23 protein-coding genes are annotated in these 26,009 nt (G+C 73.6%); 8 read left to right on the top strand and 15 right to left on the bottom strand.

Going from position 1 to position 26,009, the window contains the following annotated elements:
- Positions 1 to 151: 151 nt before the first annotated feature.
- Both ddaH and AB0C21_RS00840 read right to left on the bottom strand, forming a co-directional pair.
- Positions 152 to 928, bottom strand: coding sequence for a dimethylargininase (ddaH, locus tag AB0C21_RS00835; protein ID WP_500202030.1), 777 nt, complete (start codon positions 926 to 928; stop codon positions 152 to 154).
- 1 nt (position 929) lies between these two features.
- On the bottom strand, positions 930 to 1,541 hold the full coding sequence (locus tag AB0C21_RS00840; RefSeq protein ID WP_500202031.1) for a hypothetical protein: 612 nt from the start codon (positions 1,539 to 1,541) through the stop codon (positions 930 to 932).
- Positions 1,542 to 1,642: 101 nt separating this feature from the next.
- Here AB0C21_RS00840 and AB0C21_RS00845 point away from each other — a divergent pair, with 101 nt between their 5' ends.
- On the top strand, positions 1,643 to 2,482 hold the full coding sequence (locus AB0C21_RS00845; protein WP_500202032.1) for a hypothetical protein: 840 nt from the start codon (positions 1,643 to 1,645) through the stop codon (positions 2,480 to 2,482).
- A 9-nt stretch (positions 2,483 to 2,491) separates the two neighbouring features.
- Here the strand turns inward: AB0C21_RS00845 and era are convergent, their stop codons facing one another.
- From era to AB0C21_RS00860, 3 genes are all read right to left on the bottom strand, one after another.
- The gene (gene era / locus AB0C21_RS00850; protein WP_500202033.1) at positions 2,492 to 3,382 is read right to left on the bottom strand and encodes a GTPase Era; all 891 of its coding nucleotides are present in this window, start codon (positions 3,380 to 3,382) and stop codon (positions 2,492 to 2,494) included.
- 294 nt (positions 3,383 to 3,676) lie between these two features.
- The gene (locus AB0C21_RS00855) at positions 3,677 to 7,018 is read right to left on the bottom strand and encodes an ATP-binding protein (RefSeq protein ID WP_500202034.1); all 3,342 of its coding nucleotides are present in this window, start codon (positions 7,016 to 7,018) and stop codon (positions 3,677 to 3,679) included.
- Between the two features lie 52 nt (positions 7,019 to 7,070).
- Positions 7,071 to 9,203, bottom strand: a complete 2,133-nt coding sequence (locus AB0C21_RS00860) for an MMPL family transporter (RefSeq protein WP_500202035.1) — start codon at positions 9,201 to 9,203, stop codon at positions 7,071 to 7,073.
- A 179-nt stretch (positions 9,204 to 9,382) separates the two neighbouring features.
- On the opposite strand from AB0C21_RS00860, the gene AB0C21_RS00865 reads away from it, so the two are divergent.
- Positions 9,383 to 9,721, top strand: coding sequence for a cytidine deaminase-like protein (locus AB0C21_RS00865; RefSeq protein WP_500202036.1), 339 nt, complete (start codon positions 9,383 to 9,385; stop codon positions 9,719 to 9,721).
- 170 nt (positions 9,722 to 9,891) lie between these two features.
- On the opposite strand, the gene AB0C21_RS00870 is transcribed toward AB0C21_RS00865, so the two are convergent.
- The 4 genes from AB0C21_RS00870 to AB0C21_RS00885 form a co-directional block, all read right to left on the bottom strand.
- Entirely contained in the window at positions 9,892 to 11,238 is a 1,347-nt protein-coding gene (locus AB0C21_RS00870) for a hemolysin family protein (RefSeq protein ID WP_500202037.1), read from the bottom strand.
- The gene (gene ybeY, locus AB0C21_RS00875; RefSeq protein WP_149257603.1) at positions 11,238 to 11,714 is read right to left on the bottom strand and encodes an rRNA maturation RNase YbeY; all 477 of its coding nucleotides are present in this window, start codon (positions 11,712 to 11,714) and stop codon (positions 11,238 to 11,240) included. Before ybeY ends, AB0C21_RS00870 begins: the two co-directional genes overlap by 1 nt.
- Positions 11,711 to 12,787, bottom strand: coding sequence for a PhoH family protein (locus AB0C21_RS00880; protein WP_500202038.1), 1,077 nt, complete (start codon positions 12,785 to 12,787; stop codon positions 11,711 to 11,713). The genes ybeY and AB0C21_RS00880 overlap by 4 nt, the downstream gene beginning before the upstream one ends.
- A 124-nt stretch (positions 12,788 to 12,911) precedes the next feature.
- Positions 12,912 to 13,256, bottom strand: a complete 345-nt coding sequence (locus AB0C21_RS00885) for a histidine triad nucleotide-binding protein (protein WP_500202039.1) — start codon at positions 13,254 to 13,256, stop codon at positions 12,912 to 12,914.
- Positions 13,257 to 13,557: 301 nt separating this feature from the next.
- On the opposite strand from AB0C21_RS00885, the gene AB0C21_RS00890 reads away from it, so the two are divergent.
- Entirely contained in the window at positions 13,558 to 14,145 is a 588-nt protein-coding gene (locus AB0C21_RS00890) for a SigE family RNA polymerase sigma factor (protein ID WP_396080258.1), read from the top strand.
- Positions 14,142 to 14,828: a hypothetical protein gene (locus AB0C21_RS00895; RefSeq protein ID WP_500202040.1), complete on the top strand. Its 687-nt coding sequence runs from the start codon at positions 14,142 to 14,144 to the stop codon at positions 14,826 to 14,828. Before AB0C21_RS00890 ends, AB0C21_RS00895 begins: the two co-directional genes overlap by 4 nt.
- 6 nt (positions 14,829 to 14,834) lie before the next feature.
- Here AB0C21_RS00895 and AB0C21_RS00900 read toward each other — a convergent pair whose 3' ends face one another.
- From AB0C21_RS00900 to hrcA, 3 genes are all read right to left on the bottom strand, one after another.
- Positions 14,835 to 15,566, bottom strand: coding sequence for a 16S rRNA (uracil(1498)-N(3))-methyltransferase (locus AB0C21_RS00900; protein ID WP_149257608.1), 732 nt, complete (start codon positions 15,564 to 15,566; stop codon positions 14,835 to 14,837).
- Positions 15,567 to 15,726: 160 nt separating this feature from the next.
- Positions 15,727 to 16,860, bottom strand: coding sequence for a molecular chaperone DnaJ (gene dnaJ / locus AB0C21_RS00905; RefSeq protein ID WP_149257609.1), 1,134 nt, complete (start codon positions 16,858 to 16,860; stop codon positions 15,727 to 15,729).
- The gene (gene hrcA / locus AB0C21_RS00910) at positions 16,861 to 17,871 is read right to left on the bottom strand and encodes a heat-inducible transcriptional repressor HrcA (protein WP_500202041.1); all 1,011 of its coding nucleotides are present in this window, start codon (positions 17,869 to 17,871) and stop codon (positions 16,861 to 16,863) included.
- Between the two features lie 204 nt (positions 17,872 to 18,075).
- On the opposite strand from hrcA, the gene AB0C21_RS00915 reads away from it, so the two are divergent.
- Positions 18,076 to 18,888, top strand: coding sequence for a DUF3097 domain-containing protein (locus AB0C21_RS00915; RefSeq protein ID WP_500202042.1), 813 nt, complete (start codon positions 18,076 to 18,078; stop codon positions 18,886 to 18,888).
- Between the two features lie 184 nt (positions 18,889 to 19,072).
- On the opposite strand, the gene hemW is transcribed toward AB0C21_RS00915, so the two are convergent.
- Together hemW and AB0C21_RS00925 are read right to left on the bottom strand one after the other, a co-directional pair.
- Positions 19,073 to 20,281 (bottom strand): radical SAM family heme chaperone HemW, encoded by a 1,209-nt coding sequence (gene hemW / locus AB0C21_RS00920; RefSeq protein WP_500202043.1) that lies wholly within the window; start codon positions 20,279 to 20,281, stop codon positions 19,073 to 19,075.
- A gap of 39 nt (positions 20,282 to 20,320) precedes the next feature.
- Positions 20,321 to 20,713, bottom strand: coding sequence for a hypothetical protein (locus AB0C21_RS00925; RefSeq protein ID WP_500202044.1), 393 nt, complete (start codon positions 20,711 to 20,713; stop codon positions 20,321 to 20,323).
- A 217-nt stretch (positions 20,714 to 20,930) separates the two neighbouring features.
- Here AB0C21_RS00925 and AB0C21_RS00930 point away from each other — a divergent pair, with 217 nt between their 5' ends.
- From AB0C21_RS00930 to AB0C21_RS00940, 3 genes are all read left to right on the top strand, one after another.
- The gene (locus AB0C21_RS00930; RefSeq protein WP_500202045.1) at positions 20,931 to 21,815 is read left to right on the top strand and encodes a hypothetical protein; all 885 of its coding nucleotides are present in this window, start codon (positions 20,931 to 20,933) and stop codon (positions 21,813 to 21,815) included.
- 103 nt (positions 21,816 to 21,918) lie between these two features.
- On the top strand, positions 21,919 to 23,325 hold the full coding sequence (locus tag AB0C21_RS00935; RefSeq protein WP_500202046.1) for a hypothetical protein: 1,407 nt from the start codon (positions 21,919 to 21,921) through the stop codon (positions 23,323 to 23,325).
- Positions 23,326 to 23,472: 147 nt separating this feature from the next.
- Complete coding sequence (locus AB0C21_RS00940) at positions 23,473 to 23,991, top strand: DUF4870 domain-containing protein (RefSeq protein WP_500202047.1); 519 nt, start codon at positions 23,473 to 23,475, stop codon at positions 23,989 to 23,991.
- A gap of 21 nt (positions 23,992 to 24,012) precedes the next feature.
- Here AB0C21_RS00940 and lepA read toward each other — a convergent pair whose 3' ends face one another.
- Positions 24,013 to 25,857, bottom strand: coding sequence for a translation elongation factor 4 (gene lepA / locus AB0C21_RS00945; RefSeq protein ID WP_149257618.1), 1,845 nt, complete (start codon positions 25,855 to 25,857; stop codon positions 24,013 to 24,015).
- Between the last annotated feature and the right edge of the window lie 152 nt (positions 25,858 to 26,009).

Here is a 26,009-nt window from a genome sequence, read left to right on the forward strand (position 1 = left end):
GGAGCCGGCCTGCTTACAGGGCCCCGCTGCGGCCGCTAAGGAGGAGCAGCTCACGCAACACGTTCGCCAAGTTAACAGATGCCATCCGTGTTACGGAAACGAACGTCCGCATCCTGAGACACAACGTTCCTCCCCCGCGGTCCTGCCCCTGTCAGGGTACGAGGACGGAGAGGCAGGTCACGCAACCGTCGAGCGCCTCGAACTCGCTGATGTCGACGCTCGTGACGCGCAGGCCGTCAGCCGCCAGCCGGGCGGCCGTGCGCGGCGCCGACGCCGCCATGAGGACGTGGTCGGGCCCCAGCACCACCACGTGGGCGCCCTCCGGCTCGCGGACGACCCGCAGGCACGGCAGAACCGACGTGTCCACCATCTCCGGGACGCCGATCAGGCCGCCGTCCGGCAGCGCGGTCATCGCCGACTTCAGGTGCAGGCAGCCGCGGATGTCCACCGGGACGACCTTCCGCCCGCCCAGCAGGTGCGCGAGCTGGCAGATGCCCTCCTCGTTGGTCCGGGCGCCGCGGCCCACGTAGACGGTGCCGTCGGCCTGCAGGACGTCCCCGCCGTCCAGCGTTCCGGGCTCCTTGATCCGCTCGACCCGCAGGCCCAGGTCGCGCGCGGCCTGCTCCGCGCCGGGGGTCTCGCCGCGGCGGCCCGGCGCACCGGACCGGCCGACGACGGCCAGGTCGCCGCAGACGACCAGGGCGTCCTCGACGAAGACGGCGTCGGGCAGGTCGTCGGCGGGCGCGACGGCGCGGACGCGCCAGCCCGCGGCCCGCAGCGCCGCGACGTACGCCTCGTGCTGGCGCGCCGCGAGCCCGACGTCCACCGGGCGGCGGTCCGCGTGGGTGACGATGCCCTCGGCGAGGCGCGGCCCGGGCGGCCTGACCAGTGCGCTGCCCGCGGAGGCGGGGCCTGCGGCGGAAGGCATGTCAGCGCGCCGCCCCCTCCGTGGTCACGATGACGCCGAGCGCGTAGGCGCGGGACATGCCGAGCAGGTCGGCGATGCCGTGCAGGGCGGACCGCTCCCCCTCGCCGAGCGGGCCGTCCGCCAGCCCGATCCGGACGGCCTGCGCGAGGAACCACTCCTTGGCCTCCACGGCGAGGTGCGCCCCGGCCTGGACGACCTCCTGCTCCAGGAACGTCCGGCGCAGCGCGAGGTCGGCGTCCACGGCGGCCGCGTCGTAGTCGGGCTCGCCGTAGCCGGTGACCGTCGTGATCGCGCGGGCGCGGGCGGCGGCGTCGGCGGGATCGCCGGAGCGCAGCACCAGGGCCGCGGCCGCCCGCATCCCGGCGGCCAGGGACTCGGCCATCTGCTGCGCGGTCGGCGTCCGCAGGGCGGACACGGGGAGGCGGGCGCGGCACGTGCGGCACTCCACGGCGTGCCCGAGGCGCCACAGCGGCACCATCGGGACGAAGAACACCGAGAACCAGCGGCGTCCGGCGCGCCTCCGGTAGGCGCGGTCTCCCCCGCACTGCGGGCAGTGGAACGTCCCCTCGCTGACCGTACGGAACACCGCCGTCAGGCCAAAAACGAGCAACACCGGCGCTCTCCTCCCATAACGGACTTCGTTCCAAACTACAGATCCGCGCGCGCCGAGGTGGCCGTCCCGGGCAATGCCCTTCGTACGTTTACGCTGGGTTCATGACCGGTGACCTGGGATCCGACGCGGGCCGCGCGCGGTCGCGCCCGTCCTTCCTGCCGCCCGTCGACGGCTATCCGCCGCCGCACGACGGGCCGGCCGAGGCCGTCCCCGCCGCTCCCGGCCCGTACCCGCGGCGGGGCGGCGGCGCCTGGATCGCCGCCCTGATCACCGCCGCGTCCGGGCTGCTGGTGTCGGCGTTCCTGCCGTGGGCGCGCGCCGAGGTCGTCGTCGACCTGTTCGGCCGCTCGCTGAGCCGCGACCTCGGCAGCATCGCGGGCATCGACGCCGACGACATCGTCCTCGCCGTCCCGGTCCTCGCCGTGATCGCGATCGCGCTGGCCGCCTGGGACCTGATCGGGCGGGACGCCCGGATCGGCGGGCTCGCCGCGGTCCCCGGCATGCTCGCCCTGCTGGTGTGCGGGATCTTCGTGCTGCGGCTCGGCGACGTCCGCGACGACCTGCCCCAGACCGGCCTCGACCTCGGCTACCAGATCACCGTCCGGTTCGGCTGGTACCTCGCGGTCATCACGTCCCTGCTCGTGGTCGGCTTCAGCCTCGCCCGCCCCGTCAGCGACCGCGTCGCGAAGTCGCAGCGCCAAGAGGAGCAGGACTACCCGCAGCCTCCCTATGCCGACCAGCAGTACACCGACCAGCAGTACGCAGGCGAGCAGTACCCGGCCCAGCGGTACCCGACGGGTGAGTACGCCGCCTGGCCCTCGGAGGATCAGGCGTGGGGCCGCCACGGGCAGCCGCACGAGGAACCCGCGCCGCCCGACGGCGAGCCCGGGAAGGACCGGCCCGATCCCGAAGGGACGGCGCCCCGCCGGGAAGCGGACTGACGCCGCCCGTCAGTCGTAGAAGCCGAGCCTGCGGAGCTGCTTGGGGTCGCGCTGCCAGTCCTTGAGGACGCTGACGCGCAGGTCGAGGAACACCTTCGTGCCGAGCAGGGCCTCGATCTGGCGGCGCGCCGCCGCGCCGACCTCCCGCAGCCGCGAGCCCTTGTGCCCGATGATGATCCCCTTCTGGCTGGACCGCTCGACGAACAGGTGCGCGTAGACGTCGACGAGGTCGTCGCGGCCCTCGCGGGGCGCCATCTCGTCCACCACGACGGCGATCGAGTGGGGCAGCTCGTCCCGGACGCCCTCCAGCGCCGCCTCGCGGATCAGCTCGCCGACCAGGACCTGCTCGGGCTCGTCGGTCAGGTCGCCCTCCGGGTAGAGCGGCATGCCCTCCGGCAGGTGGGAGATCAGCAGGTCGCCCACGAGGCCGACCTGGAAGCCGCTCTCGGCCGAGCACGGCACGATGTCGGCGAACTCGCCGAGCCCCCCGACCGCGAGGAGCTGCTCGGCGACCTGCTCGGGCGCGGCGAGGTCGGTCTTGGTGACGATCGCGACCACGGGCGTCTTCTTGACTCCCGCGAGCTCCCTGGCGATGTACTTGTCGCCGGGGCCGACCGGCTGGTCGGCGGGCACGCAGAACCCGATCACGTCGACCTCGGTCAGCGTGGACCGGACGAGGCTGTCGAGCCGCTCCCCGAGCAGCGTCCGGGGCTTGTGCAGGCCGGGGGTGTCGACGACCACGAGCTGAGCGTCCGGACGGTGCACGATCCCCCGGATGGCGCGCCGCGTCGTCTGCGGACGGCTGCTGGTGATCGCCACCTTCGTCCCGACCAGCGCGTTCATCAACGTCGACTTGCCCACATTGGGCCGCCCGATAAAACAGGCAAAGCCTGTATTCATTGCGTTCCTCTCCTCCTTCGGGCCTGGCGGCCCTCCATCGTCGAGAAACGCGGGCGATCGCCGGCATCGCTCCGACTCGCCTGGCGGCTCGCTGCGCGATCAGATTCTCGCAAGCTCGAATCTGCCTTCGGACGCGATCGCAACCATAGAGGTCGTTGCGGGGTTGCGGCGGTGGCCAGGGCCAGTGCGTCCATGGGGACGGGTGCGCTTATGGCTTTCTCTCCTTGTTCGGGCCCAGCGGCCCTCCGTCCGCGGCTGGGGATGCCAGTTTAGTCGGGTTGCAGGAGAGGGCGGTCACGCTGCGGTGCCGAGGGCGTCGAGGGCCGCGGCGGCCTTCTCGGTCCAGAAGGGGGCCTCCAGGCGGGCGGCGACGTCGGCGGCCCGGCGGTAGTGGGCGGCGGCGACGTCGGCGGGGCGTTCCAGGAAGCGGGCGAGGTCGCCGAGGACCTGGGCGGCGGGGCCGACCGTGGCGACGGCGGTGGCGCCGCCGGTGAAGTGGCCCTCGTAGGGCAGCAGCGCCGCGTAGGCCTCCTCGGCCAGGGGGCGGTCGCCGAGGGCGACGGCGCGCAGGCCGCGGACCGCCATGGTCAGGTCGAAGAAGTAGTCGCGCCGGACGGGCCCGGCGCCGGCGACGACCCGGCGGGCCTCGGCGAGGCGGCCGGCGGCGGCCAGGGTGAGCGCGTACATGTCCGCGGTCGCCCCGACGTGCCCCCACTGCTCGTGCAGCCAGGCGGCCTCGTCCATCGCCTCCTCGGCCCGCCCCAGGACCAGCCGCAGGCAGAACGGGCCGAGAAGGGCCATGCCGCGCTCGCTGAACCAGATCCGGGTCCGGCCGATGGAGCCGCCGACCTCGGCGAACGCGCGTTCCGCCTCCTCCGGCCGGGCGGCGAAGGCGCGCACCAGCGCCGTGTACCAGTCGGCGATGCGGGCGAGCAGCGGCAGCCCGTACTGCTCGGCGAGCCGGCGCCCCTCCGTACGGTGCCGGTGCGCGGCGGGCAGGTCGAGCGCGGCGACGCTCGTCTGCTGGAGCTGCAGGTGGGCGAGGACGCGGTAGGTGCCGAGGTCGTGCTCGGTGGCGAGGGCCAGCAGCTCGGACGCGAACCGGTGCCGCTCGGTGAGCCCCTCCGCGCTCCGGTAGGAGTTGATGTACGCGCCGTTGAGGGCCAGGGCGACCAGCTCGGGCGCGCCCAGCTCGCGGGCCAGGCGGAGCGCCGCCCGGGCGGCCGCGGCGCCCCGGTCGTGCTGCTCGCCCTCCAGCTCGATCGCCAGCGTGGTCAGCAGCCTCACCCGCAGCTCCGGCTCGTCTTCGGGCAGGCGTGCCAGCGCCTCCTCGGTGGCCTCCACGGTGTCGAGGTCGAGGCTTCCGTACTCCCGGCTCGTCCACAGCGTCGGGACGTCGAAGCCGACGATGATCCGGGCGAGGAGCCGGACGTCGCCGAACGCGCGGGCGTCGGCGATGGCCGCGATCCGCCGGACCCTCGCGTCGACGACCTGCCCGGCGAGGGCGCTCGACCGGATCGCGGCGACCTCCGCCTCCAGCCGGTCGCGGGTCGCCTCGGGGCCCTGCGCGCGGAGCGTCTCGACGACGCGGACCCACAGGTCGGCGGCGGCGCCGTGCGCGAACCGCATCTCGGCGGCCGCGGCGGCGCGCCGCGCGTACCGGACGGCCTTGTCCGGGTCCGTGCCGGATTCGAGGTAGTGGTGCGCGATCGCGGCGGCCTCGTCCGGGAGGTGCCGTTCGAGCGCGGCGGCGACCCGGCCGTGCACGCGGGTGCGGCGGGCCCGGGACAGGCCCGTGTAGAGGGTGTCGCGGACGAGGGCGTGCGCGAACCGGATCCGGCCGGGCGCGGGCTCGGTGACGAGGCCCGCGGCCAGGCCCGCCTCCACGGCGTCGATCACCGTCTCCTCGTCCCCGGACAGGTCGGCCAGGACGCGCAGGTCGGCGTCCCGGCCGGCGACCGCGGCGTCCCGCAGCACGGTCTGGACCGGTCCCGGCAGCCGCGCGATGCGGCGCCGCAGCACGTCGCCGACGCCGGCGGGGACCCGGCGCGTGGCGGCGGGCAGCCCCTCGGCGTCCAGGAGCCGGGCCGTCTCCCGGGTGAAGAACGGGTTGCCGCCCGTGCGCTCGGCGATCGCGGACAGCTCCGCGTCGTCCAGCCCGGCGGCGCAGGTGTCCCGGACGAGGACCGCGACCTCCGCCGGCGACAGCCCGGCCAGCTCGATCCGCGCGGGCTCGTGCCGGGCGAGGGCGGCCAGCGCGGCGGCGAGACCGTCCGGGACCTCGGTCTGCCGGAACGTGGCCAGCAGCAGGACGGGACGGTCCCGCAGCCGCCCAGCGAGCCGGATGAGCAGGGCGAGGGTCTCCTCGTCCGCCCAGTGCAGATCGTCCAGGACGAGCAGGAGCGGCGCGGTGTCCGCGAGCTCGGCGAGGTAGTCCCCGACCGCCAGGTGGAGGCGGAAGCGTCCCGTGACGACGTCGGCCTCGCCGCGCTCGATGACGGCGTCGTCCAGCAGGGGTCCGAGCCTTCCGGCGAGGCCGGCGGCGGGCGGGGCAGCGGCCGCCAGCCCGCGCAGCAGCTCGGCCCAGGGCCAGGCCGCGGGCGCTCCCCCGGTCTCCGGCGCCGTCCCCCACCCGCACGTCCAGCCCCGTGCGGCCAGGTCGCGCGAGAACCTCTCGGCGAGCGCGGTCTTGCCCATGCCGGCGTCGCCGCAGAGCAGGACGGCGCCGCCCCGGCCCGCGGCGGTGCTCCGGGCGGCCTCCTCCAGCCGCGCCAGTTCCTGGACGCGTCCCACGAAGGCGGGGCCGTCCTCGGCGCGGGGCTCGGACGCGAGCCGCAGCGCGGGACGGGCCATCGCCGGCCGCTCCGGTTCCCCGAGGGCGGGGTCCTGCGCAAGGACGCCGGCCTCCAGGCGGCGCAGCGCCGGGCCGGGGTCGACGCCGAGTTCCTCGGTCAGGGTCGCGCGGGCTCGCCGCAGCGCGCCGAGGGCGTCGCCCTGGCGTCCGGCGCGGTAGAGGGCGAGGGCCAGCAGCCGCCACGCCTCCTCGCGCAGCGGGTTGGCGGCGGCGTGGGTCTCCAGGTCGGGGACGGCCTCGGCGGCGGCTCCGAGCCTGAGCATCGCCCCGGCGCGGTGCTCGACCGCGAGCCGGCGCCGCTCGTCCAGGCGGGCGGCCTCGGCCGCCGCCCACGACAGGTCACCGAACTCGGCGTAGGCGGGCCCGCGCCACTCGGCGAGCGCCGCCTCCGCGCGGCGGCGGGCCTCCGGCGGGTCGGCGTCCGACAGCTCGGCGGCCTGGTCGATCAGCGCGTCGAACCGCCACGCGTCGACGGCGCCGTCCGGCAGCCGCAGCGCGTACCCCGGCGGCTCGGTGACCAGGACCCGCGCGGGCGTGCGGGGCGGGCGGTCCGGTTCGAGCGCGCGGCGCAGATGGGACACGAACGACTGGAGGCCGGCGGCGGCGCGCGGCGGGGCCGTGCCCGCCCACAGGTCGTCGACGAGCCTGTCGGCGGGCACCATCCGGCCCCGCGCGGCGACGAGGCGGGCGAGCACGGAGCGCTGCCGGTGACCGCCGAGGTCGGCGGCGGCCCCCGCCACCTCGGCTCCGAAGGCCCCGAGAACGCGTACGACAGGCGACATGTCCCGATCAGCCTAACCGGGACATGCCGCCCTCCTCTGATCACTCCCCCGGTTACGCGCGGCTGGGTTCGGGCCGCCGCACGGGGGCCTCGGCGGGCGCCGCGCCGCCGTGCAGGTCGATCGTCGGCAGCACCCGGGCGAGCGGCTTCGGCAGCCACCAGTTCGCCCGTCCGAGCAGCGACATCGTGGCGGGCACCAGCACCAGCCGGACGACCGTCGCGTCCAGCGCCACCGCCACCGCGAGCCCGACCCCCATCTGCTTGATCACCAGGCCGGGGTCGGCGGCGAAGCCGAGGAACACCGCCACCATGATCAGCGCCGCGCTGCTGATCACCCGTCCGGTCGCGGCCAGCCCGGTGGACACCGACCCGCGCGCGTCGCCGTGCAGCAGCCACTCCTCCCGGACCCGCGAGAGCAGGAAGACCTCGTAGTCCATGGAGACGCCGAACAGCACGGCGAACATCAGCAGCAGGATGAACGACGACACCGGGACGCTGTGCGGGAGGCCGAGCAGCTCGGCGCCCCAGCCCCACTGGAACACGGCCGTGAGCACCCCGTACGCGGCGCCGATCGACAGCAGGTTCATCACCGCGGCCTTCAGCGGCGCCAGCAGCGACCGGAACACGATCATCAGCATGATGAACGAGGTCGCCACCACCACGCCGATCACCGGCCACAGCCGGTCCGACAGCATCCGGGACAGGTCCACGTAGACGGCGGTCAGCCCGGTGATCTCGGTGTCCGGCGGCAGCACGTCCGCGCGGATCCGGTCGACGAGCCCGGTCACCCGCTCGTCCTGCGGCCCGTACTTCGGGGTGACCATGATCACCGCGGCGTCGCCGCGCGGGGAGGCCTGCGGAGGCGCGACGGACGCGACGCCCTCGGTGGCCTCGAGCCGGTCCCGCAGCGCCGGCAGCGCGGCCCGGTCGGTCTTGCGCAGGTCGACCGCGACGACGAGCGGCCCGTTGGCGCCGGGACCGAACCCGTCGGCGACCAGGTCGTAGGCGTTGCGGACGGTGTTGGACGTCGGCTCGCTGCTGGCGTCGCTCGGCCACGTCCGCATGCCGAGCGCGGGGGCGGCGAGCGTCAGCATCAGCACGGCGGCGGCGAGCAGCCACGGCCAGGGGTGCCGTCCGACGTGCACGGCCCACCGCCGGACCCGCGGCGAGTCCACGGCGATCGCCGCGCCCGCGGCCCGGTCGCGGCGGCGCAGCACCCGGCGGCCGGCGAGGCCCAGCACGGCCGGCAGCAGCGTGACGGCGCTCAGCACGGTCGCCGCGACGACGATGCCGGTGGTGAACCCCATCGTCATGAACACCGGGATCCGCGACAGCACCAGCCCGCACAGCGCCAGCAGCACCGTGAACCCCGCGAAGATCACCGACAGGCCCGCGGTCGCGCTGGCGCGTCCGACCGACTCCGGGACGTCGAGCCCCTCCGCGAGCCCCTCCCGGTGGCGGGTCAGCACGAACAGCGCGTAGTCGATGCCGACGCCGAGCCCGACCATGGTGGCGAGCGTCGGCGCGGTGGTCGCGACGTCGGTGAACGCGGCCACCAGCGTGATCCCGGACACGCCGACGCCGAGCCCGGCCAGGGCGACGGCGAGCGGCAGCCCGGCCGCCACCACCGACCCGAACGCCAGCAGCAGGATGACCAGGGCGGCCACGATCCCGATGGCCTCGGCGACGCCGCCGGGCGCGGTCACGTTCTCGGGGACCTGGCCGCCGAACTCCACCTGGTAGCCGGCGGCGTCCAGGTTCCGCGTCGCCGACCGCAGCAGGTCGAGGGTCTCCTTGGGACCGAGGTCGGTGACCGGCACCGAGTACCGGACGGTCATCAGCGCGGTGGCGCCGCCCTTGCCGAACTGCGCCGGGTCGACGCCGCTGACGTGCGGCAGCCCGCGCAGCTCCCCCGCCGCCGCGGCCAGCTTCGCCGGGTCGACCTTCCCCGACCTCGCGTGCACCACGACCCGGGCGTCGGCCCCCGACAGCGCGGGGAACCGCTCCTTCAACAGGTCGGTGGCCTGCTGAGACCCCGTCCCGGCCATCGTGTAGTTGTCGTGCAGGGTGCCCCCGGCGACGCCGGAGAGCCCGGCCATCGCGGCGACGAGCACCAGCCACACCCCGATGAACCGCCAGGGCCGCATGGCGGCGGCCCTCCCCAGGCGGTAGAGCAGACGGGACATCACTTCTCCCCCAGAACGGCATTGTTCGACGCCCTACAGGCTCGCGCGCGCCCCTTGCCGTCCACTTGCCGCCGACTTGCGGCCCGCCTGACCGGCCTGCGGACCTGCGGGCCGCCCGGTTCCGCGCGGATGGCCCCGCCGGTCACGCCGCCCCTTCGCGATGCCCGTACGCTGGGGGCGTGAGCGAGCTGAACGCCGAGGACGCGAAGATCATCACCCTGGCCCGGTCCGCGCGGGCCCGCACGGGCGCCGCCGAGGGCGCCGCCGTGCGCGACGAGACCGGCCGCACCTACTCCGCCACGAGCGTGGACCTGCCGTCCCTGAAGCTCTCGGCGCTCAAGGTCGCCGTCGCGATGGCCGTCTCCAGCGGCGCCGAGGACCTGGAGGCCGCCGCCGTCGTCACCGCGGTGGACGCGCCCGACCCCGCCGACGTCAGCGCCGTCCGCGACCTCGGCCCCAAGGCCCCGGTCCTGCTCGCCGCCCCCGACGGGACCCTCCGCGACACCATCGGCGCCTGAGCCCGCCCCACACTGAGGCCGTCCGAGGTCGAGCCCGTCCGAGGCTCAGGCCGTCCGAGGCCGACGCCATCCCAGGCCGACGCCATCCGAGGCTGACGCCGTCCGAGGGTCAGAGCTGGAGACGGTTCGAGGTCGAGACGGGCGGCCGGGACGGAGGGGCGGCCGAGGCGTCAGCCGGAATGGTCGGAGGCCGCGCGGCTCTCGGCGTCCGCGGCCGGTGCGCCGAGGCGCCGCACCAGGACGGTGCCGACCCGGTTGCGGCGGCCGGCGATGGTCTCGGCCTTGAGGGACAGCGCGGGGCCCGGCTCGCCGGTCCCGGCGTCGCTGGTGGCGACCTCGGCGGTGGAGCCCTCGATGGGGACGCGGCCGAGCGCGTGGGCGAGCAGCCCGCCGACCGTCTCGACGTCCTCGGCGTCGATCTCCAGGTCGAACAGCTCGGCGAGGTCCTCCACGGGCAGGCGGGCGGTGACCCGGACCGCGTCGTCGGAGAGCCACGTCACCGGCGGGATCTCCACGTCGTACTCGTCGGTGATCTCCCCGACGATCTCTTCCAGGATGTCCTCGATGGTGACCAGGCCGGCGGTGCCGCCGTACTCGTCGATCACGATCGCCACGTGGATCTGCCGCGCCTGCATCTCGCGCAGCAGCTCGTCGATCGGCTTGCTGTCGGGGACGTAGGTGGCGGGGCGCATGACCGAGTCGACCGTCTCGACCGACTCGCCCTCGCGGTGCTCCTGGCTGCGCCGGACGACGTCCTTGAGGTAGGCGATGCCGACGACGTCGTCCTCGTTCTCGCCGACGACGGGGATGCGGGAGAAGCCGCTGCGCAGCGCCAGCGACATCGCCTGCCGCAGCGTCTTCGTGCGCTCGATGAACACGATGTCGGTGCGCGGCACCATCACCTCGCGGACGAGGGTGTCGCCCAGCTCGAACACCGAGTGGATCATCTCCCGCTCGACCGGCTCGATCAGGCTGCGCTGCTCGGCGAGGTCGACCAGGTCGCGCAGCTCCGCCTCGGAGGCGAACGGGCCCTCCCGGAAGCCCTTGCCGGGCGTGAGGGCGTTGCCGAGCAGGATCAGCAGCCGGGGCAGCGGCCCGAACACCCGGGTCACCGGGTGGATCACGGCGGCGCCCGCCAGTGCGATCCGGTCGGCGTGCTGGATGCCGAGGGTGCGCGGCCCCACCCCGATCGCCACGTAGCTGACGACGATCATGACGGCGGCGGCGGTCACGTAGGCGCGCCAGGTCTCGTCCAGCCAGGAGATGCACAGGTCGGCGACGATGACGGTGGCGACCAGCTCGCAGCCGATCCGCAGCAGCAGGACCATGTTGACGTAGCGGGCCGGGTCGGCGACGACCTCCGCCAGCCGCCGGGCGCCGCGGCGGCCCTCCCGGACGGCCTCCTCGACGGTGACGCGCGACACCCGGGCGAGCGCGGTCTCGGTGCCGGCCAGCAGGCCCGCCAGGAAGACCAGGCCCACCGCCAGGGCGGACAGCCACGCCTGCGCGGTGCTCATCAGCCGCCGCGTTCCTCCCGCCAGGAGGTGAGGAGCTCGGCCTGCAGGCCGAACATCTCCCGGTGCTCCTCCGGCTCGGCGTGGTCGTAGCCCAGGAGGTGCAGGATGCCGTGCGTGCACAGCAGCTCGAGCTCCTCCGCGGTGCTGTGCCCGGCCTCCCGCGCCTGCTTCTCGGCGACGGCGGGGCACAGCACGACGTCGCCGAGCAGCCCCGGGTCGGTCTCGCCGTCCTCGTCGGCGCCGCCGGACATGTGCCCGGGGCGGAGCTCGTCCATGGGGAAGGACAGCACGTCGGTCGGGCCCGGCTCGTCCATCCACTTCTCGTGGAGCTCGGTCATCGCGGCCTCGTCGACCAGCAGCACCGACAGCTCCGCCAGCGGATGGACGCGCATCCCGTCGAGGACGTGCCGGGACAGGGCGGCGATGCCCTGCTCGTCGACCTCGACGCCCGACTCGTTCAGCACCTCGACGCTCACTGCCGCCCCCGCTTGCGGGGACCGCCGCGCGCCGCGCCCTGCTTGAACGGCGGCACCTGCTTCTCGTCGTACCGGTTGTAGGCGTCGACGATGTCGGTGACGAGCTTGTGCCGCACGACGTCGCGGCTGTCGAGCCGGCAGAAATGGATGTCGCCGACGCCGTCGAGGATCTCCTGGACGACGCGCAGCCCGCTCATCTGCCCGTTCGGCAGGTCGACCTGGGTGACGTCGCCGGTCACGACGACCTTCGACCCGAACCCGAGCCGGGTGAGGAACATCTTCATCTGCTCGGGCGAGGTGTTCTGCGCCTCGTCGAGGATGATGAACGAGTCGTTCAGGGTGCGGCCGCGCATGTAGGCCAGGGGTGCCACCTCGATGGTCCCGGCGGCCATCAGGCGCGGGATCGAGTCGGGGTCGACCATGTCGTGCAGCGCGTCGTACAGCGGGCGCAGGTACGGGTCGATCTTCTCGTAGAGCGTGCCCGGCAGGAAGCCGAGCCGCTCGCCCGCCTCGACGGCCGGACGGGTGAGGATGATCCGGTTGACCTGCTTGTCCTGCAGCGCGCGGACGGCCTTGGCCATGGCCAGGTACGTCTTGCCGGTGCCCGCGGGGCCGATGCCGAACACGATCGTGTGCTTGTCGATCGCGTCGATGTACCGCCGCTGGTTCAGCGTCTTCGGGCGGATGGTCCGGCCGCGGCTGGACAGCACGTCCAGGGTGAGGACCTCCGCGGGACGCGCGCCGCTCTCGCCGCGCAGCATCGCCAGGCTGCGCTCGACGGCGTCGGGGGTGAGCTGGGTGCCGCCCTTCAGCAGTTCGAGCATCTCGGTGAAGAGCCGGGAGACGAGGTCGGTCTCGTCCTCCGGGCCGGTCACGGTGATCTCGTTGCCGCGGACGTGGATGTCGATGTCGGCGCCGAAACCGTGCTCGATCGCGTGGAGCAGCTCGTCGCGGGAGCCCAGCAGGCTCACCATCGAATGCTCGTCCGGCACCACGATCTTGATCTGCGAGCGCGAGCCTGTCCGGTCGTCGCGCCCCGTGCGGGTTGCCCTCGCGTGAGTTGATTCGACCATCAGCCGGGCCTTGCGGCCTATCGGACCTGCCTTCTGTCTGCTCCGGGTGTCCTGGTGTACCGGTTCCATCGTACTGGCGACCCCCGACACACCGCCGCCGCATTTCTCCGCGCGGCGGACGGGCTCAGCCGGGCGGCCAGTTCAGGCCGCGCCCGCCCAGCACGTGGGCGTGCACGTGGAACACCGTCTGCCCCGCCTGGGGGCCGGTGTTGAACACGACCCGGTAGCCGGTCTCGGCGATGCCCTCGTCCGCCGCGACCTGGTGGGCCTCGCGCACCAGCTCGGCGAGCAGCTCGGCGTCGGCTCCGGCCAGCTCGGCGGCCGTGGCGTGGTGGTCGCGCGGGATGACCAGCACGTGCGTCGGCGCCTGCGGGTTGATGTCGCGGAACGCCACCGTCCCCGCCGACTCGCGGACGATCGTGGCGGGCACGTCCCCGGAAACGATCTTGCAGAACAGGCAGTCGGTCATCTGTCTCCCCTCGCGGGCGGTCGCGGACCGCCCGAAAATCCTATCGGGACCGGCGGAGCCGTGGATCACGGCCGCCCGTGGCGGATAGGGTTTCGTCAATCGACTCCCTGTAGCCGTCGGCATTTCGACCGGCCACTGGCTAAGGTTGTCAGCTCAAGGCGCAACCCCCCGGTTCGCAAGGCGTCGCGGCGCATCTCGCCCCGGCGGGAACGCCCGGTACATGCCGGCCGGACGCGATCGTCCGAATGGACGGCGGGGGGCCGGCAAAGGCGGCGGATAGGTGACCGAGGCAAACCAGGACATGCCCTTTCGTAAACCGAACGACGAGGGTGCGCGTCCCACTGACGTGACCGAGACCCTCGTGGCCAGGGGCACGGCGGGCGCGGTGGCCGCCGCCTGGGACGCCGATCAGGCGGTGACCGCCCTCTACAGCGCCAACTACCGTTCGCTGGTGCGCCTGGCGGCCATGCTCGTCCGGGACGCGGGAACGGCCGAGGAGGTCGTGCAGGACGCGTTCGTCGCGATGCACGGCGGCTGGCGCCGGCTGCGCGACCCGGACAAGGCCCTGTCGTACCTGCGGCAGTCGGTGGTCAACCGGTCGCGATCGGTGCTCCGGCACCGCGCCGTCGTCGAGAAGTACGCCCCCAAGGGGCTGCCCGACGCGCCGAGCGCGGAGGCCGGGGCCATCGGGGAGCTGGAACGCTCAGCGGTGATCGACGCGCTGTCCCGGCTCCCCGCCCGCCAGCGGGAGGCGCTCGTCCTTCGCTACTACGCCGATCTGTCCGAAGCGGAGATCGCCAACGCGATGGGCATCTCCCGCGGCGCCGTGAAGAGTCATACGGCGCGCGGCATGACCGCGCTACGCAACGTCCTGGAGCAGTTCTCATGACCACCGACCCCCACGACGAGCACGGCGAGATCCTCCGCCGCGCCCTGCACGCGGAGGCGGACTCGGTCAACCCCGCGGGCGACGGCCTGGAGCGCATCCGGGCCCGCATCGCCGACGGCCAGGGCCGCCGGTTCGGTCTCGGACGTTTCGGCCCGGCGCGCTTCGGGTTCGACCGGTTCACCGTGAACTGGGCCCGGCCCGTCCTCGCCGTGGCCGCCGCCGTGCTGATCGCCGGGCTGGGCGTGACGGCGCCCCGGACGATCGACCTGATCCAGCAGTCGGTCGGCAACAGCAGCCGGTCCGGGCACGAGGGCGGCGACTCCGCCGGCGACCGCACCGGACAGGGCGACGACCCCCAGTTCCCCGCCCCCGCGTCGCCGGGGAGCAGCGAGTCCGGCGAGCCGAGCAGCTCGGAGGCGCCGACGAGCAGTTCCTCGCCGGGGCTCTCGTCCTGCCGCATACCCTCGCCGGGCGCCTCGGCCGGCGCGTCCTCCACGCCGACCCCGGCGACCACGCCGTGCCCGAGCGAGACGCCGACGCAGACGACGCCGACCACGCCCTCGTCGCCGCCCGCCCCGACCACGCCCGAGCCGTCGAGCAAGCCGACCGAGCAGCCGACGCCGCCGGCCGAGACGAGCGAGCCCGCGAGCGTCACCGAGCAGGGCGCGTCGACGACGCCCTGACCTGCGCTACCAGCGGCCGGTGGCGGCCAGCAGGACGCTCGCCGCCGCGACGCCCGCCGTCGAGGTGCGCAGCACGGTCGGGCCGAGCCGCGTGGGACGGCCGCCCGCGGCGCGGAAGCGCTCCAGCTCGTCCTCGCTGATCCCGCCCTCGGGGCCGACCACGAGGATGATCTCGCCCTCCGCGGGCGGCTCCACGGCGCTCAGCGGCGCCTCGGCCTCCTCGTGCAGGACCAGGGCGAGGGCCGCGGCGGAGATCCGCTCGGCGACGTCCTCGGTGGAGGCCAGCTCCGGCATCGCGGGCAGCCTGCCGCGCCGGGCCTGCTTGCCGGCCTCGCGGGCGGTCGCGCGCCAGCGCCCGAGGGCCTTGTCGCGCCGCTCCGGGCGCCAGCGGGTGACGCACCGGGACGCCGACCACGGGACGATCTCGTCCACGCCGACCTCGGTCATGGTCTCGACGGCGAGCTCGCCCCGGTCGCCCTTCGGGAGGGCCTGCACGACCACCAGGCGGGGCGAGGGCGGCGGCTCCCGGTGCCGGGCCAGCACGTCGAGCGTGAGCGTCGCCCGGTCGGCGGCGGTGACGACGCACTCGGCCAGCAGGCCCTCGCCGTCGGTCAGGTCGACCCGCTCCCCCGGCCGCAGCCGCCGCACGGCCGCCGCGTGCCGCCCTTCGGGGCCGTCCAGCAGGACGCTGTCGCGCTGAAGCGCGTCCGTCCCGGCGAGGAAGACCGGCGGGCTCACCCGAACCGCCCGCGGCGCGCGGGCGCCCGGTCAGCTGAACACATCGCTGCTCCCCATGAGGCCGTCCCCCGCACCCGGTTCCGATCCGCTCGTACGGGGGCCTGCCGCCATGCTCTTAGTCGCCGCGGCGGCCTTCCTGGTAGGCCGCCGCCACCGCGCTTCAGTGCTGGTTGAAGACGTCCTTGAGGCGGGAGAACACGCCGCGCTGCCCGGGGGCGAACCTGCCGGGCGGGCGCTCCTCGCCGCGCAGCACCGCGAGCCGCCGCAGCAGCTCCTCCTGCTCCTCGTCGAGCCGGTTCGGCGTCTCCACGTTGACGTGGATCATCAGATCGCCGCGGCCGCTCTCGTTGAGGTGCCGGACGCCCCGGTTGTAGAGCGTGATGACCTGCCCCGACTGCGTGCCGGGCTTGATGTCGACGCTCTCGGCCGCGTCCAGCGTCTCGATCGTGACGCTGGTGCCGAGCGCCGCCGCCGTCATCGGGATCTCGACCGTGCAGTGCAGGTCGTCGCCCTCGCGCTCGAAGATGGGGTGCGGCTTCTCGACGATCTCCAGGAACAGGTCGCCGGGCGGGCCGCCGCCCGGGCCGACCTCGCCCTCGCCGGCGAGCTGGATGTGGATGCCGTTCTCCACCCCGGCCGGGATCTTCACCTTGACGGTGCGGCGGGTGCGGACCCGGCCGTCGCCGGAGCACTCGGTGCACGGGTTGCGGATCACCGAGCCGAAGCCGCCGCACGCCGGGCACGGCCGGGCCGTCATGACCTGGCCGAGGAACGAGCGCTGGACCTGCTGGACCTCGCCGCGGCCGTGGCACGTCTCGCACGTCTCCGGGTGGGTGCCCGGCGCGCAGCCCGACCCCTCGCAGGTCGTGCAGGCGACCGCGGTGTCGATGGAGAGCTCGCGCGTCGTACCGAACGCGGTCTCGGCGAGGTCGAGCTCGACCCGCAGCGTCGCGTTGCGGCCGCGCCGCGCGCGCGAGCGCGGGCCCCGCGAGGTCGCGGTGCCGAAGAAGGCGTCCATGATGTCGCTGAACGGGAACCCGGCGCCGCCGAACCCGCCGGCGCCCGCGCCCCCGGCGGACGCGAAGGGGTCCGCGCCGAGGTCGTACATCTCGCGCTTCTTGGGGTCGGAGAGCACCTCGTAGGCCTGGGTGATCTCCTTGAACCGCTCCTGGGTCTCCGGATCCGGGTTGACGTCCGGGTGGAGCTCCCGCGCGAGCCGGCGGTAGGCCTTCTTGACCTCGTCGGCGCTGGCGTCCCGCCGGACGCCCAGGGTCGCGTAGTAGTCGTTCGCCACTTACGACCCCGCCAGGATCTGTCCCACGTAGCGTGCCACTGCCCGTACCGCTCCCATCGTGCTGGGGTAATCCATGCGTGTCGGCCCGAGCACTCCCAGCCGGGCCAGAGTGAGGTCGCCCACCCCGTAGTCGGCGGCGACGACCGAGGTCGACTTCAGCCCCTGGTCGGGGTTCTCGGTGCCGATCCGCACCGTAACTGTAGAGGAGTCGCCGGTCTCGCCGAGCAACCGCATGAGGACCACCTGCTCCTCCAGCGCCACCAGGACGTCCCGCAGGCTCTGCGAGAAGTCCACGGCGGCGAGGTTGGCCGCCCCGGCGAAGACGATCTTCTCCTCGTGCTTCTCGACGAGCGTCTCCAGCAGCACCGACAGCACCGCCGCCGCCACCGGCCGGTCGTCCGGGCCCACCTTGTCGGGCAGGTCCGCCACCGCGGCCGGGACCTCGCCGAAGCCGAGCCCGTCCAGGCACGTGTTGAGCAACGCCCGCAGGTGCCCTATCGATTCCTCGGAGATCGGCCCCGTCTCGATGACGCGCTGCTCCACCCGCCCGGTGTTGGTGATCAGGACGAGCAGCAGCCGCCCCTCCGCCACCGGGACCAGTTCCACGTGCCGCACCGCCGAGCGGGTCAGCGACGGGTACTGCACCACCGCGACCTGCCGGGTCAGCTGCGCGAGCAGCCGCACCGTGCGGCCCACGACGTCGTCGAGGTCGTAGGCCCCGGTCAGGAACGTCTCGATGGCGCGGCGCTCGGCGACCGACAGCGGCTTGATCGTGGACAGCCGGTCGACGAACAGCCGGTAGCCCTTGTCGGTGGGGACCCGCCCGGCGCTGGTGTGGGGCTGGGCGATGTAGCCCTGCTCCTCCAGCACCGCCATGTCGTTGCGGATGGTCGCGGGCGAGACACCGAGGTTGTGCCGGTCGGCCAGCGCCTTGGACCCCACCGGCTCGTTGGTGGAGACGTAGTCCTCGACGATGGCGCGCAGGACCGCTAGTTTCCGGTCGTCCAGCACGTGGTCACCTCCTTCGTCCGGCCGGGCCGTGCTCCTGGCACTCCTTGCTTTCGAGTGCCAAGTCTACGGCCCGGAAGGCTCGGCTGGAGCGCCCCCGCACTCTCCGCATGGCTGCGTGATCCTATCCGGCCCCGGAACGGACGCCACGCCGAGGAAAGCGGGGCGCCCGGGCACGCGCCTCCCGGCGGGTTAATGTGCGGACCTGTGCGGAGTAAGAAGTACGGAAACGACGTGCTGGCGGGCGACTGGCGCAGGCCGCGCAAGGGGCAGATCCCGGAGGTGCCCGCCGAGCCGGGCCTCGTCGCCGAGGACCCCGACAGCGGTTTCTGCGGCGCCGTGGTCGGCTGCGACAAGTTCGGGGTCACCCTGGAGGACCGGTTCGGCAAGCGCCGGGTTTTCCCGCTGACCAAGTCCGGATTCCTCATCGACGGCAAGCCGGTCACCCTCGTCCGGCCGAGCGCCGCGCCCAGGGGCCCGGCCCGGTCCGCCTCCGGCTCGGTCGCCGTCCAGGGCCTGCGGGCGCAGGTCGCCAAGGAGAGCCGCATCTACGTGGAGGGCGTCCACGACGCCGAGCTGGTCGAGAAGATCTGGGGCCACGACCTGCGCGTCGAGGGCGTCGTCGTCGAGTACCTCGAAGGCGTCGACGACCTGCCCGCCATCGTCGAGGAGTTCGACCCCGGCGAGGACCGGCGCCTCGGCGTCCTGGTCGACCACCTCGTGGAGGGCTCCAAGGAGTCCCGGATCGCCGCCCAGGTCACCTCGCCGTACGTCCTCGTCACCGGACACCCCTTCATCGACATCTGGGAGGCCGTCAAGCCCGCGGCCGTCGGCATCCGCGCCTGGCCCCGCATCCCCCGAGGCATCCCCTGGAAGGAGGGCGTGGTAGCCGAACTCGGCTGGGGCGACGACACGGGCGCCGCCTGGAAACGCATCCTCAACTCGGTGAACACCTACACCGACCTGGAACCCGCCCTACTGGGCCGCGTAGAAGAACTGATCGACTTCGTAACTGTGTAGGACCTCGGCCGGGGTGCGGGTTGGGCGGCCGGAAGGCGCTCTAGGCGCCTGGAGGTCGCCCGAGCCGCCGAGCCGGACGACCGCAGCGCCACGACGATGACCCGCACGGGCACGACAACCTGCGCCGTGGCGAGAGGATCGCCCGGCTCGTGACGGGGGTTCCAGGGGGTCGCCCCCTGGGAGATCACGTGAGGGCTCGGACTGCGGCGTCGGCTAGTAGGCGGCCTTTGAGGGTCAGGATGGCTCGGCCCTGCTCGTAGGGGGTCGGTTCTAGGAGGCCCTCGTCTATCAGGGTGCGGGCGGCCTCGTCGTCCAGGAGGTGGGTGGGGCAGCCCTGGGCCAGGCGTAGTTCGAGCATGACGCGTTCGATGTGCCGGTCCTCGTCGGTGAGGATCTCCCGGGCGTGGGCGGGGGTGGTGCCCTCGGCGAGGCGGGCGGCGTAGGCGGCGGGGTGCTTGACGTTCCACCAGCGGGTTCCGCCGACGTGGCTGTGGGCGCCCGGGCCGACGCCCCACCAGTCGGCGCCCGTCCAGTAGAGCATGTTGTGCCGGCAGGCGGCGCGGGGGTCGGCGGCCCAGTTGGAGATCTCGTACCAGTGCAGGCCGTGGGCGCTGAGCAGCTCGTCGGCGATCAGGTAGCGGTCGGCCATGGCGTCGTCGTCGGGCGCGGTCAGTTCGCCGCGTCTCACCTGCGCCGCCAGGCGGGTGCCCTCCTCGACGATGAGCGCGTAGGCGGACACGTGGTCGGGCTCCGCCGCCAAGGCCGCTTCCAGGGAGCCCCTCCAGTCGTCGTCGGTCTCCCCTGGCGTCCCGTAGATGAGGTCGAGGTTGATGTGCTCGAAGCCCGCCTTGCGCGTCCACTCGACGACCTGCGGGACGCGTCCGGGCGTATGCGCGCGTTCCAGGACGGCGAGGACGTGCTCGCGCGCGCTCTGCATGCCGTACGAAACGCGCGTGAACCCGGCCTCGCGGAGCTTGCCGATGTACGTCTCGTCCACCGACTCCGGGTTGGCCTCGGTGGTGACCTCCGCCCCAGGGGCGAGGCCGAACTCGGCGTCGATCGCGGCCAGCACGCGGCCCAGGTCGTCCGGTGCCAGGAGGGTCGGGGTACCGCCGCCCACGAAGACGGTCTCGACGGGCAGGTCCGCGTCCCCGAGGACGCGCCGGGCCATCCGGACCTCGCGGATGGCGGTGTCGGCGTAGGAGTCGCGGCTCGCCCCGGGCCCCAGTTCCGTCGCCGTGTAGGTGTTGAAGTCGCAGTACCCGCACCGGGTCACGCAGAACGGCACGTGCACGTAGAACGCGAACGGGCGCTCACCCAGGCCGTGCAGGGCACTGCGGGGCAGCGCACCGTCTGCCGGTACGGGGTCGCCGTCAGGAAGCGTCGAGGGCACCCCTCAAGTCTGCCCCGCTCCGCCCCCTGCTTCGGCCGCTCAGGCCTCCCCCAGCTTGTCGCGGAGCCAGTCGGGGATGTGCTCGTCGGCGCGGGGGAAGCGGTCGAGGTCCTGGACGTAGGCGGACGGGGCCAGCGGCGGGGTGAACTCGGGCTCGCCGTCGTAGTCGAACTCGGCGCTGAAGTGGCCCGAGCGCTCCACCTGGAGGCGCGCCGTGAACCAGGCCCCCTTGTCGGACCGGTACATGACGCGGCGCAGCTCGTCCATCTTCCCGACGGCCTGGCCCGGGGGCAGGGCCGTACGGCGTCCTCCGTCCGGGCCCTCGACCTCGAAGGAGGCGCTGTCGATGCCGACCGTCGCGCGGAACTCGAAGTCGAGCCGCTGCCAGCCCGCGGGGGCGGCGGAGCGCAGCGCGCGGACCGCGCCGTTCACCGTTTCCCGTTCCTTCGCGGAACGCAGAACCTGCTCGGGGTGGGTCACACTGCCTCCGCGAGGTCGGCCGGTTCGTTTCGATCAGGCACCGTACCCGTCCGACCGTACCTCCGTCCGCGCCCGTGCCAAGCAGCCGCCGCCGTGTCGCGGCCGACCGGCGGCACTTCGGCCGCCGACCGGCTGAGACACCGCAACGAATACGGATATTGTCGTCCGGATGCGAAACGAGGGTGGGACCGGCCGGGAGCGCGTGCCCGCCCGGGTGCTGCTGCGGGGCGAGCCGGACGGCTGGCACTGGGTGCTGGTGGACGACGCGGGCGCCGAGCGGCGCTCGGACTTCGCCGGCGCGGGGACGCGCTGGGCCGCGGGCGGCCGGCCGGACCCGGAGCCGGCGTGGTGGCGCCGCAGGCTCGCCGAGACGGCCGAGGGGCTGCGGGAGGCGGTCGCCGAGCGGCTGACCGACGCGACGTTCCGCGAGTTCGGCGCCGAGGCCGTGATCACCTGGTTCGCGGTGGCGGAGCCCGTCGAGTGGGAGGGCATCGTCACCCTGCGGGAGGCCGACCCGGCGCGGTTCCCCGGCCGGGTGCCGCCGTTCGTGGTCACGCTGGAGCCGGGCCGCGGCGCGCTGCTGCCGGACGCGAGCCTGCTGTTCTCCACCCGCGCCGCGGACGCCTGGACGACCCTCGACGCGGTCGCCGAGCGCTGCGGCACCCTCCCGCCGAAGCCGTCGTTCCTGTGCGGCTGGACCGGGCACCGCAGCGTCCGGGTCGGGCGCGGCATGCTGGCGCTGTCCACCGGCCGGGGCGAGGACGGCGTGGAGCGGCTCGCGCAGATCTGCGGGACGCGGTCGCCCGGCTGGAGCGGCAACCCGGAGATGCGGTTCCGGCTCGACGGGGTCGACCTGCTCGACGAGCCCGCCGGCGACGTCGTCGCGCTGCTGCGGGAGCTGGACCACGAGATCGTCAGGCGCGGCCGGTCCGTCCGGCTGGCGGCCTCCGGGCTCACGCTCCACGCCCCGGACGGGGCGGACGGGGCGGAGCGGTTCACCGGCGTGTCCCTGGGGGTGCCGGCGGCGCTGTCGCCGCTGTGGACCGGCTCCTGACGCACCCGGGCCCTCGGCCGACTCCCGGCGCACACGGAGACGACACCCACGGGGGACCGCCTCGTCACCCGAACGCAACCGCGGCGGCCTAGGTTCCCCGATCATGAGAAGCCGCGCGCGCCATGCCGTGCTCGCCGTGACCGGCGCCGTCCTCGCCGGCGCTCCCCTCTCCCTCACCGCCTCCCCCGCCCACGCCGCCGGACCGCCCGGCACGATCAACGTCCACCGCGGCGGCCCCGCCCGGTCGCTGCCCTTCACCGCCCGCCGGGACGGGGAGGCGCTGATCTCCTTCTCCGCCTCCGCCCCGGGCGTCTCCTGGGTCCGCCGGGGCGCCGAGTCGGCCGTCGTGTCGATCGCCGTCGACGGGCGCCACGTGACCGACCTCGTCGTCCCCTCGTCCGACCCGATCCCCCGCAGCCTCGGGCTCGGGCACGTCGGGCGGGGCCGCCACAAGGTGACGCTGCGGTTCGCCAAGGGCAGCGCGCCCGCGGCCCGCCGCGTCACGCTCCGCCACCCCCGGGTCAGCATGCCGGACGCGGAGGCGCTCGCCCTGCGCCACGCGCCCGTCGTCGTCGGCCGGACGGGGTGGCCGACCGGCGACCCGTACCAGAACGCCACCACCGACACCCCGCTGGTCGCCTGGCACGAGACCCGTCCCGCCGCCGCCCCCGGCCACCAGATCATCGAGTACTCGGTGGTGTGGAGCAACGAGGACGGCGGCACCGACACGCCCGCCCTGATGGCCCGCTGGGGCCGGACGACCGACATCGAGTGGATCTACCGGGTCGAGGTCGACGCGTCCGGCCGGCGCGTGGACGGCACCGCCGTCTACCAGGCGCCCATGCACATGACCCTGAAGTTCACGGGCCGCTACGAAGGCGACCACCCGGTGCTGCAGACCTGCACCCAGAACAACAACATGTGCGACGTGGTCTCGCCCGGCGCCCCGCTGCGCTTCCTGCCGGACGCCACCGGGACGCGCCCGGACGGCCGCGCCCGCGAGGTCGTCATGGACCGGGAGCCGTGGACCTACCGGATCGCGGCGCAGGAGATGGTCCGCGAGGGGAAGATCGAGAAGCCGTCCGATCCCGCGACGCGCGAGGTCGGCGACCAGCGGACGTACCTGTTCGTGGAGTTCGCCAAGACGACGGGCGCCGCGACCGGGTCCGGGTCGGCTCCGGGGGTCGCGCTGGGGGTGCGGCTGAAGTCCGACCCGTCCCGGCTGTACCGCTCCGACCACGACGAGCCGACCTGGTCGATCGAGCGGGACGGCGCCGTGGCCACCACCGTCGAACTGCCCGAGGGGACGGGCGTCGCCGACATCGCGAGCATCGATGCCCTTCGCCGGCCCACCGGGCTCGGGGACAACGGCGCGCCGGCCACGGTCACGTCCGTCAACCGCGGGTTCTTCCTGGACGACTCGTTCCAGCCGCAGGCTTCGTCCGTCCAGTGGACGGGTTCGGTCACGCTCACGCAGGCGGCTCCCACCGCCGTCATCTGGCACCCCTGACCCGACACCAGGCACCGCACAGGGACCCGTGGCGCGAATCGGCCACGGGTCCCTGTTCATCGGGAACCCGGGCGAACTCCACAGGCGTCCAAGGAGTCATACACTTCGCCAATAGCTTGCATAGCGACCCCGGAGAGGACGTCCGCCATGGCCTACGGGCCTCCCCCGCCGCCCGGCCAGGGACAGCAGCCCCAGTGGCAGCAGCAGCAACAACAGACCCCCTGGCAGCAGCCCGGAAACGCCTGGCAGCAGCCGCAGCAGCCGCAGCCCGGCATGGGCTGGCAGCAGCAGCCGCAGGGCGGGAGCAACACCGCCCAGATCCCCGGGAGCTTCGGCCCTGTCACCGACGACGAGAAGACGTGGTCGCTGATGGCGTACGTGGGCCAGTTCCTCTTCGGCGCGATCGCCCCTGCCGTGGTCTACCTCGGCAAGGCCCGCTCGCCGTTCGTGCGCAGGCACGCCGCGCAGGGCCTCAACATGGGCATCGCGAGCATCGCCGTCTGGATCGTCTTCGGGCTGCTGTCGCTCGCCGTCGACTTCTTCATCTGGGTGCCGCTGCTGTTCACGGCCGTGGTGATGTTCTTCCTGGTCTACGCGGGCAGGGCCGCCAACCGCGGCGAGTTCCGGCGCGTGCCGTCCGCGGTGGCCTGGCCCCTGCTGAAGTAGCGGCCGCCGGAGCGGCGCCGGCTACTTCTTGCCCTTGTCGGCGTCGCCGCCGCCGCCCGTCGAGAGGGCGGCGACGAAGGCCTCCTGCGGGACGTCCACCCGCCCGATGGTCTTCATCCGCTTCTTGCCCTCCTTCTGCTTCTCCAGCAGCTTGCGCTTGCGGGAGATGTCGCCGCCGTAGCACTTGGCGAGGACGTCCTTGCGGATGGCGCGGATGTTCTCACGGGCGATGATGCGGGCCCCGACCGCGGCCTGGATCGGCACCTCGTACTGCTGCCGCGGGATCAGCTCCTTGAGCTTGGCCGTCATCATCAGGCCGTACTCGCGGGACTTGTCCTTGTGCACGATCTGGCTGAAGGCGTCCACCGACTCGCCCTGCAGCAGGATGTCGACCTTCACCAGGTCGGACTCCTGCTCGCCGCTGGGCTCGTAGTCGAGCGAGGCGTACCCGCGCGTCTTCGACTTCAGCTGGTCGAAGAAGTCGAAGATGATCTCGGCGAGCGGCAGCGTGTAGCGGATCTCGACGCGGTCCTCCGACAGGTAGTCCATGCCGAGCAGCACGCCGCGGCGGCCCTGGCACAGCTCCATGATCGCGCCGATGTGCTCGGACGGGGACAGCAGCGTCGCCTTCACCACCGGCTCGTACACCGCGCCGATCTTGCCCTCGGGGAACTCGCTGGGGTTGGTGACGGTGTGCTCCGAGCCGTCCTCCATCACGACCCGGTACACCACGTTCGGCGCGGTCGAGATCAGCGACAGGTCGAACTCGCGCTCCAGCCGCTCCCGGACGATCTCCATGTGCAGCAGGCCGAGGAAGCCGCAGCGGAACCCGAACCCGAGCGCCGCCGACGTCTCCGGCTCGTAGACGAGCGCGGCGTCGTTCAGCCGCAGCTTGTCGAGCGCGTCGCGCAGCTCGGGGTACTGGTCGCCGTCCACCGGGTACAGGCCGGAGAACACCATCGGCTTCGGGTCGCGGTAGCCGCCGAGCGAATCGGGGGCCGGCCGGGACGCGCCGGTCACGGTGTCGCCGACCCGCGCCTGCCGGACGTCCTTCACCCCGGTGATCAGGTATCCGACCTCGCCGACGCCGAGGCCCTGCACGGGCTTGGGCTCCGGGGAGATCACGCCGACCTCCAGGGTCTCGTGCGCGGCCCCGGTCGACATCATCAGGCTCTTCTCGCGCCGCGAGAGGCGCCCGTCCACGATCCGGACGTAGGTGACGACGCCCCGGTAGGTGTCGTACACCGAGTCGAAGATCAGCGCCCGGGCGGGCCCGTCGGGGTCGCCGACCGGCGCGGGCACCTCTTCGACGATCTTGTCGAGCAGCTCGCGGACGCCCTCGCCCGTCTTGCCCGACACGCGCAGCACGTCCGAGGGGTCGCAGCCGATGATCCCGGCCAGCTCCTCGGCGTACTTCTCCGGCTGCGCCGCCGGAAGGTCGATCTTGTTGAGGACGGGGATCAGGTGCAGGTCGGCCTCTAGTGCCAGATAGAGGTTGGCGAGCGTCTGCGCCTCGATGCCCTGCGCCGCGTCCACCAGCAGGACCGCGCCCTCGCACGCCGCGAGCGACCGCGACACCTCGTAGGAGAAGTCGACGTGCCCGGGGGTGTCGATCAGGTTGAGGACGTGGTCGACGCCGCCCGACGTCCAGGGCAGCCGGACCGCCTGGCTCTTGATCGTGATGCCGCGCTCGCGCTCGATGTCCATGCGGTCGAGGTACTGGGCGCGCATCTGGCGCTCCTCGACCACTCCGGTCAGCTGCAGCATCCGGTCCGCGAGGGTCGACTTGCCATGGTCGATGTGCGCGATGATGCAGAAGTTGCGGATGATCGCGGGATCGGTCTTGTCAGGCTGGGGCGCTGGCACCGGGGTCCGTTCGCAATGCTCACAGGTGGACAGGGATCTGTGTCTCCCATAGTCCCATGTCCGGCGCGATGCTCCGTGCACGGCCCGGTTTGGGACGGGCCCCGGTGATTGGTAAGCTGTGCGACTGCGTGTGGCGTAGCGTCGTGCCCCGG

Source organism: Spirillospora sp. NPDC049024 (assembly GCF_040649235.1).
Classification (GTDB): Bacteria; Actinomycetota; Actinomycetes; order Streptosporangiales; family Streptosporangiaceae; genus Spirillospora.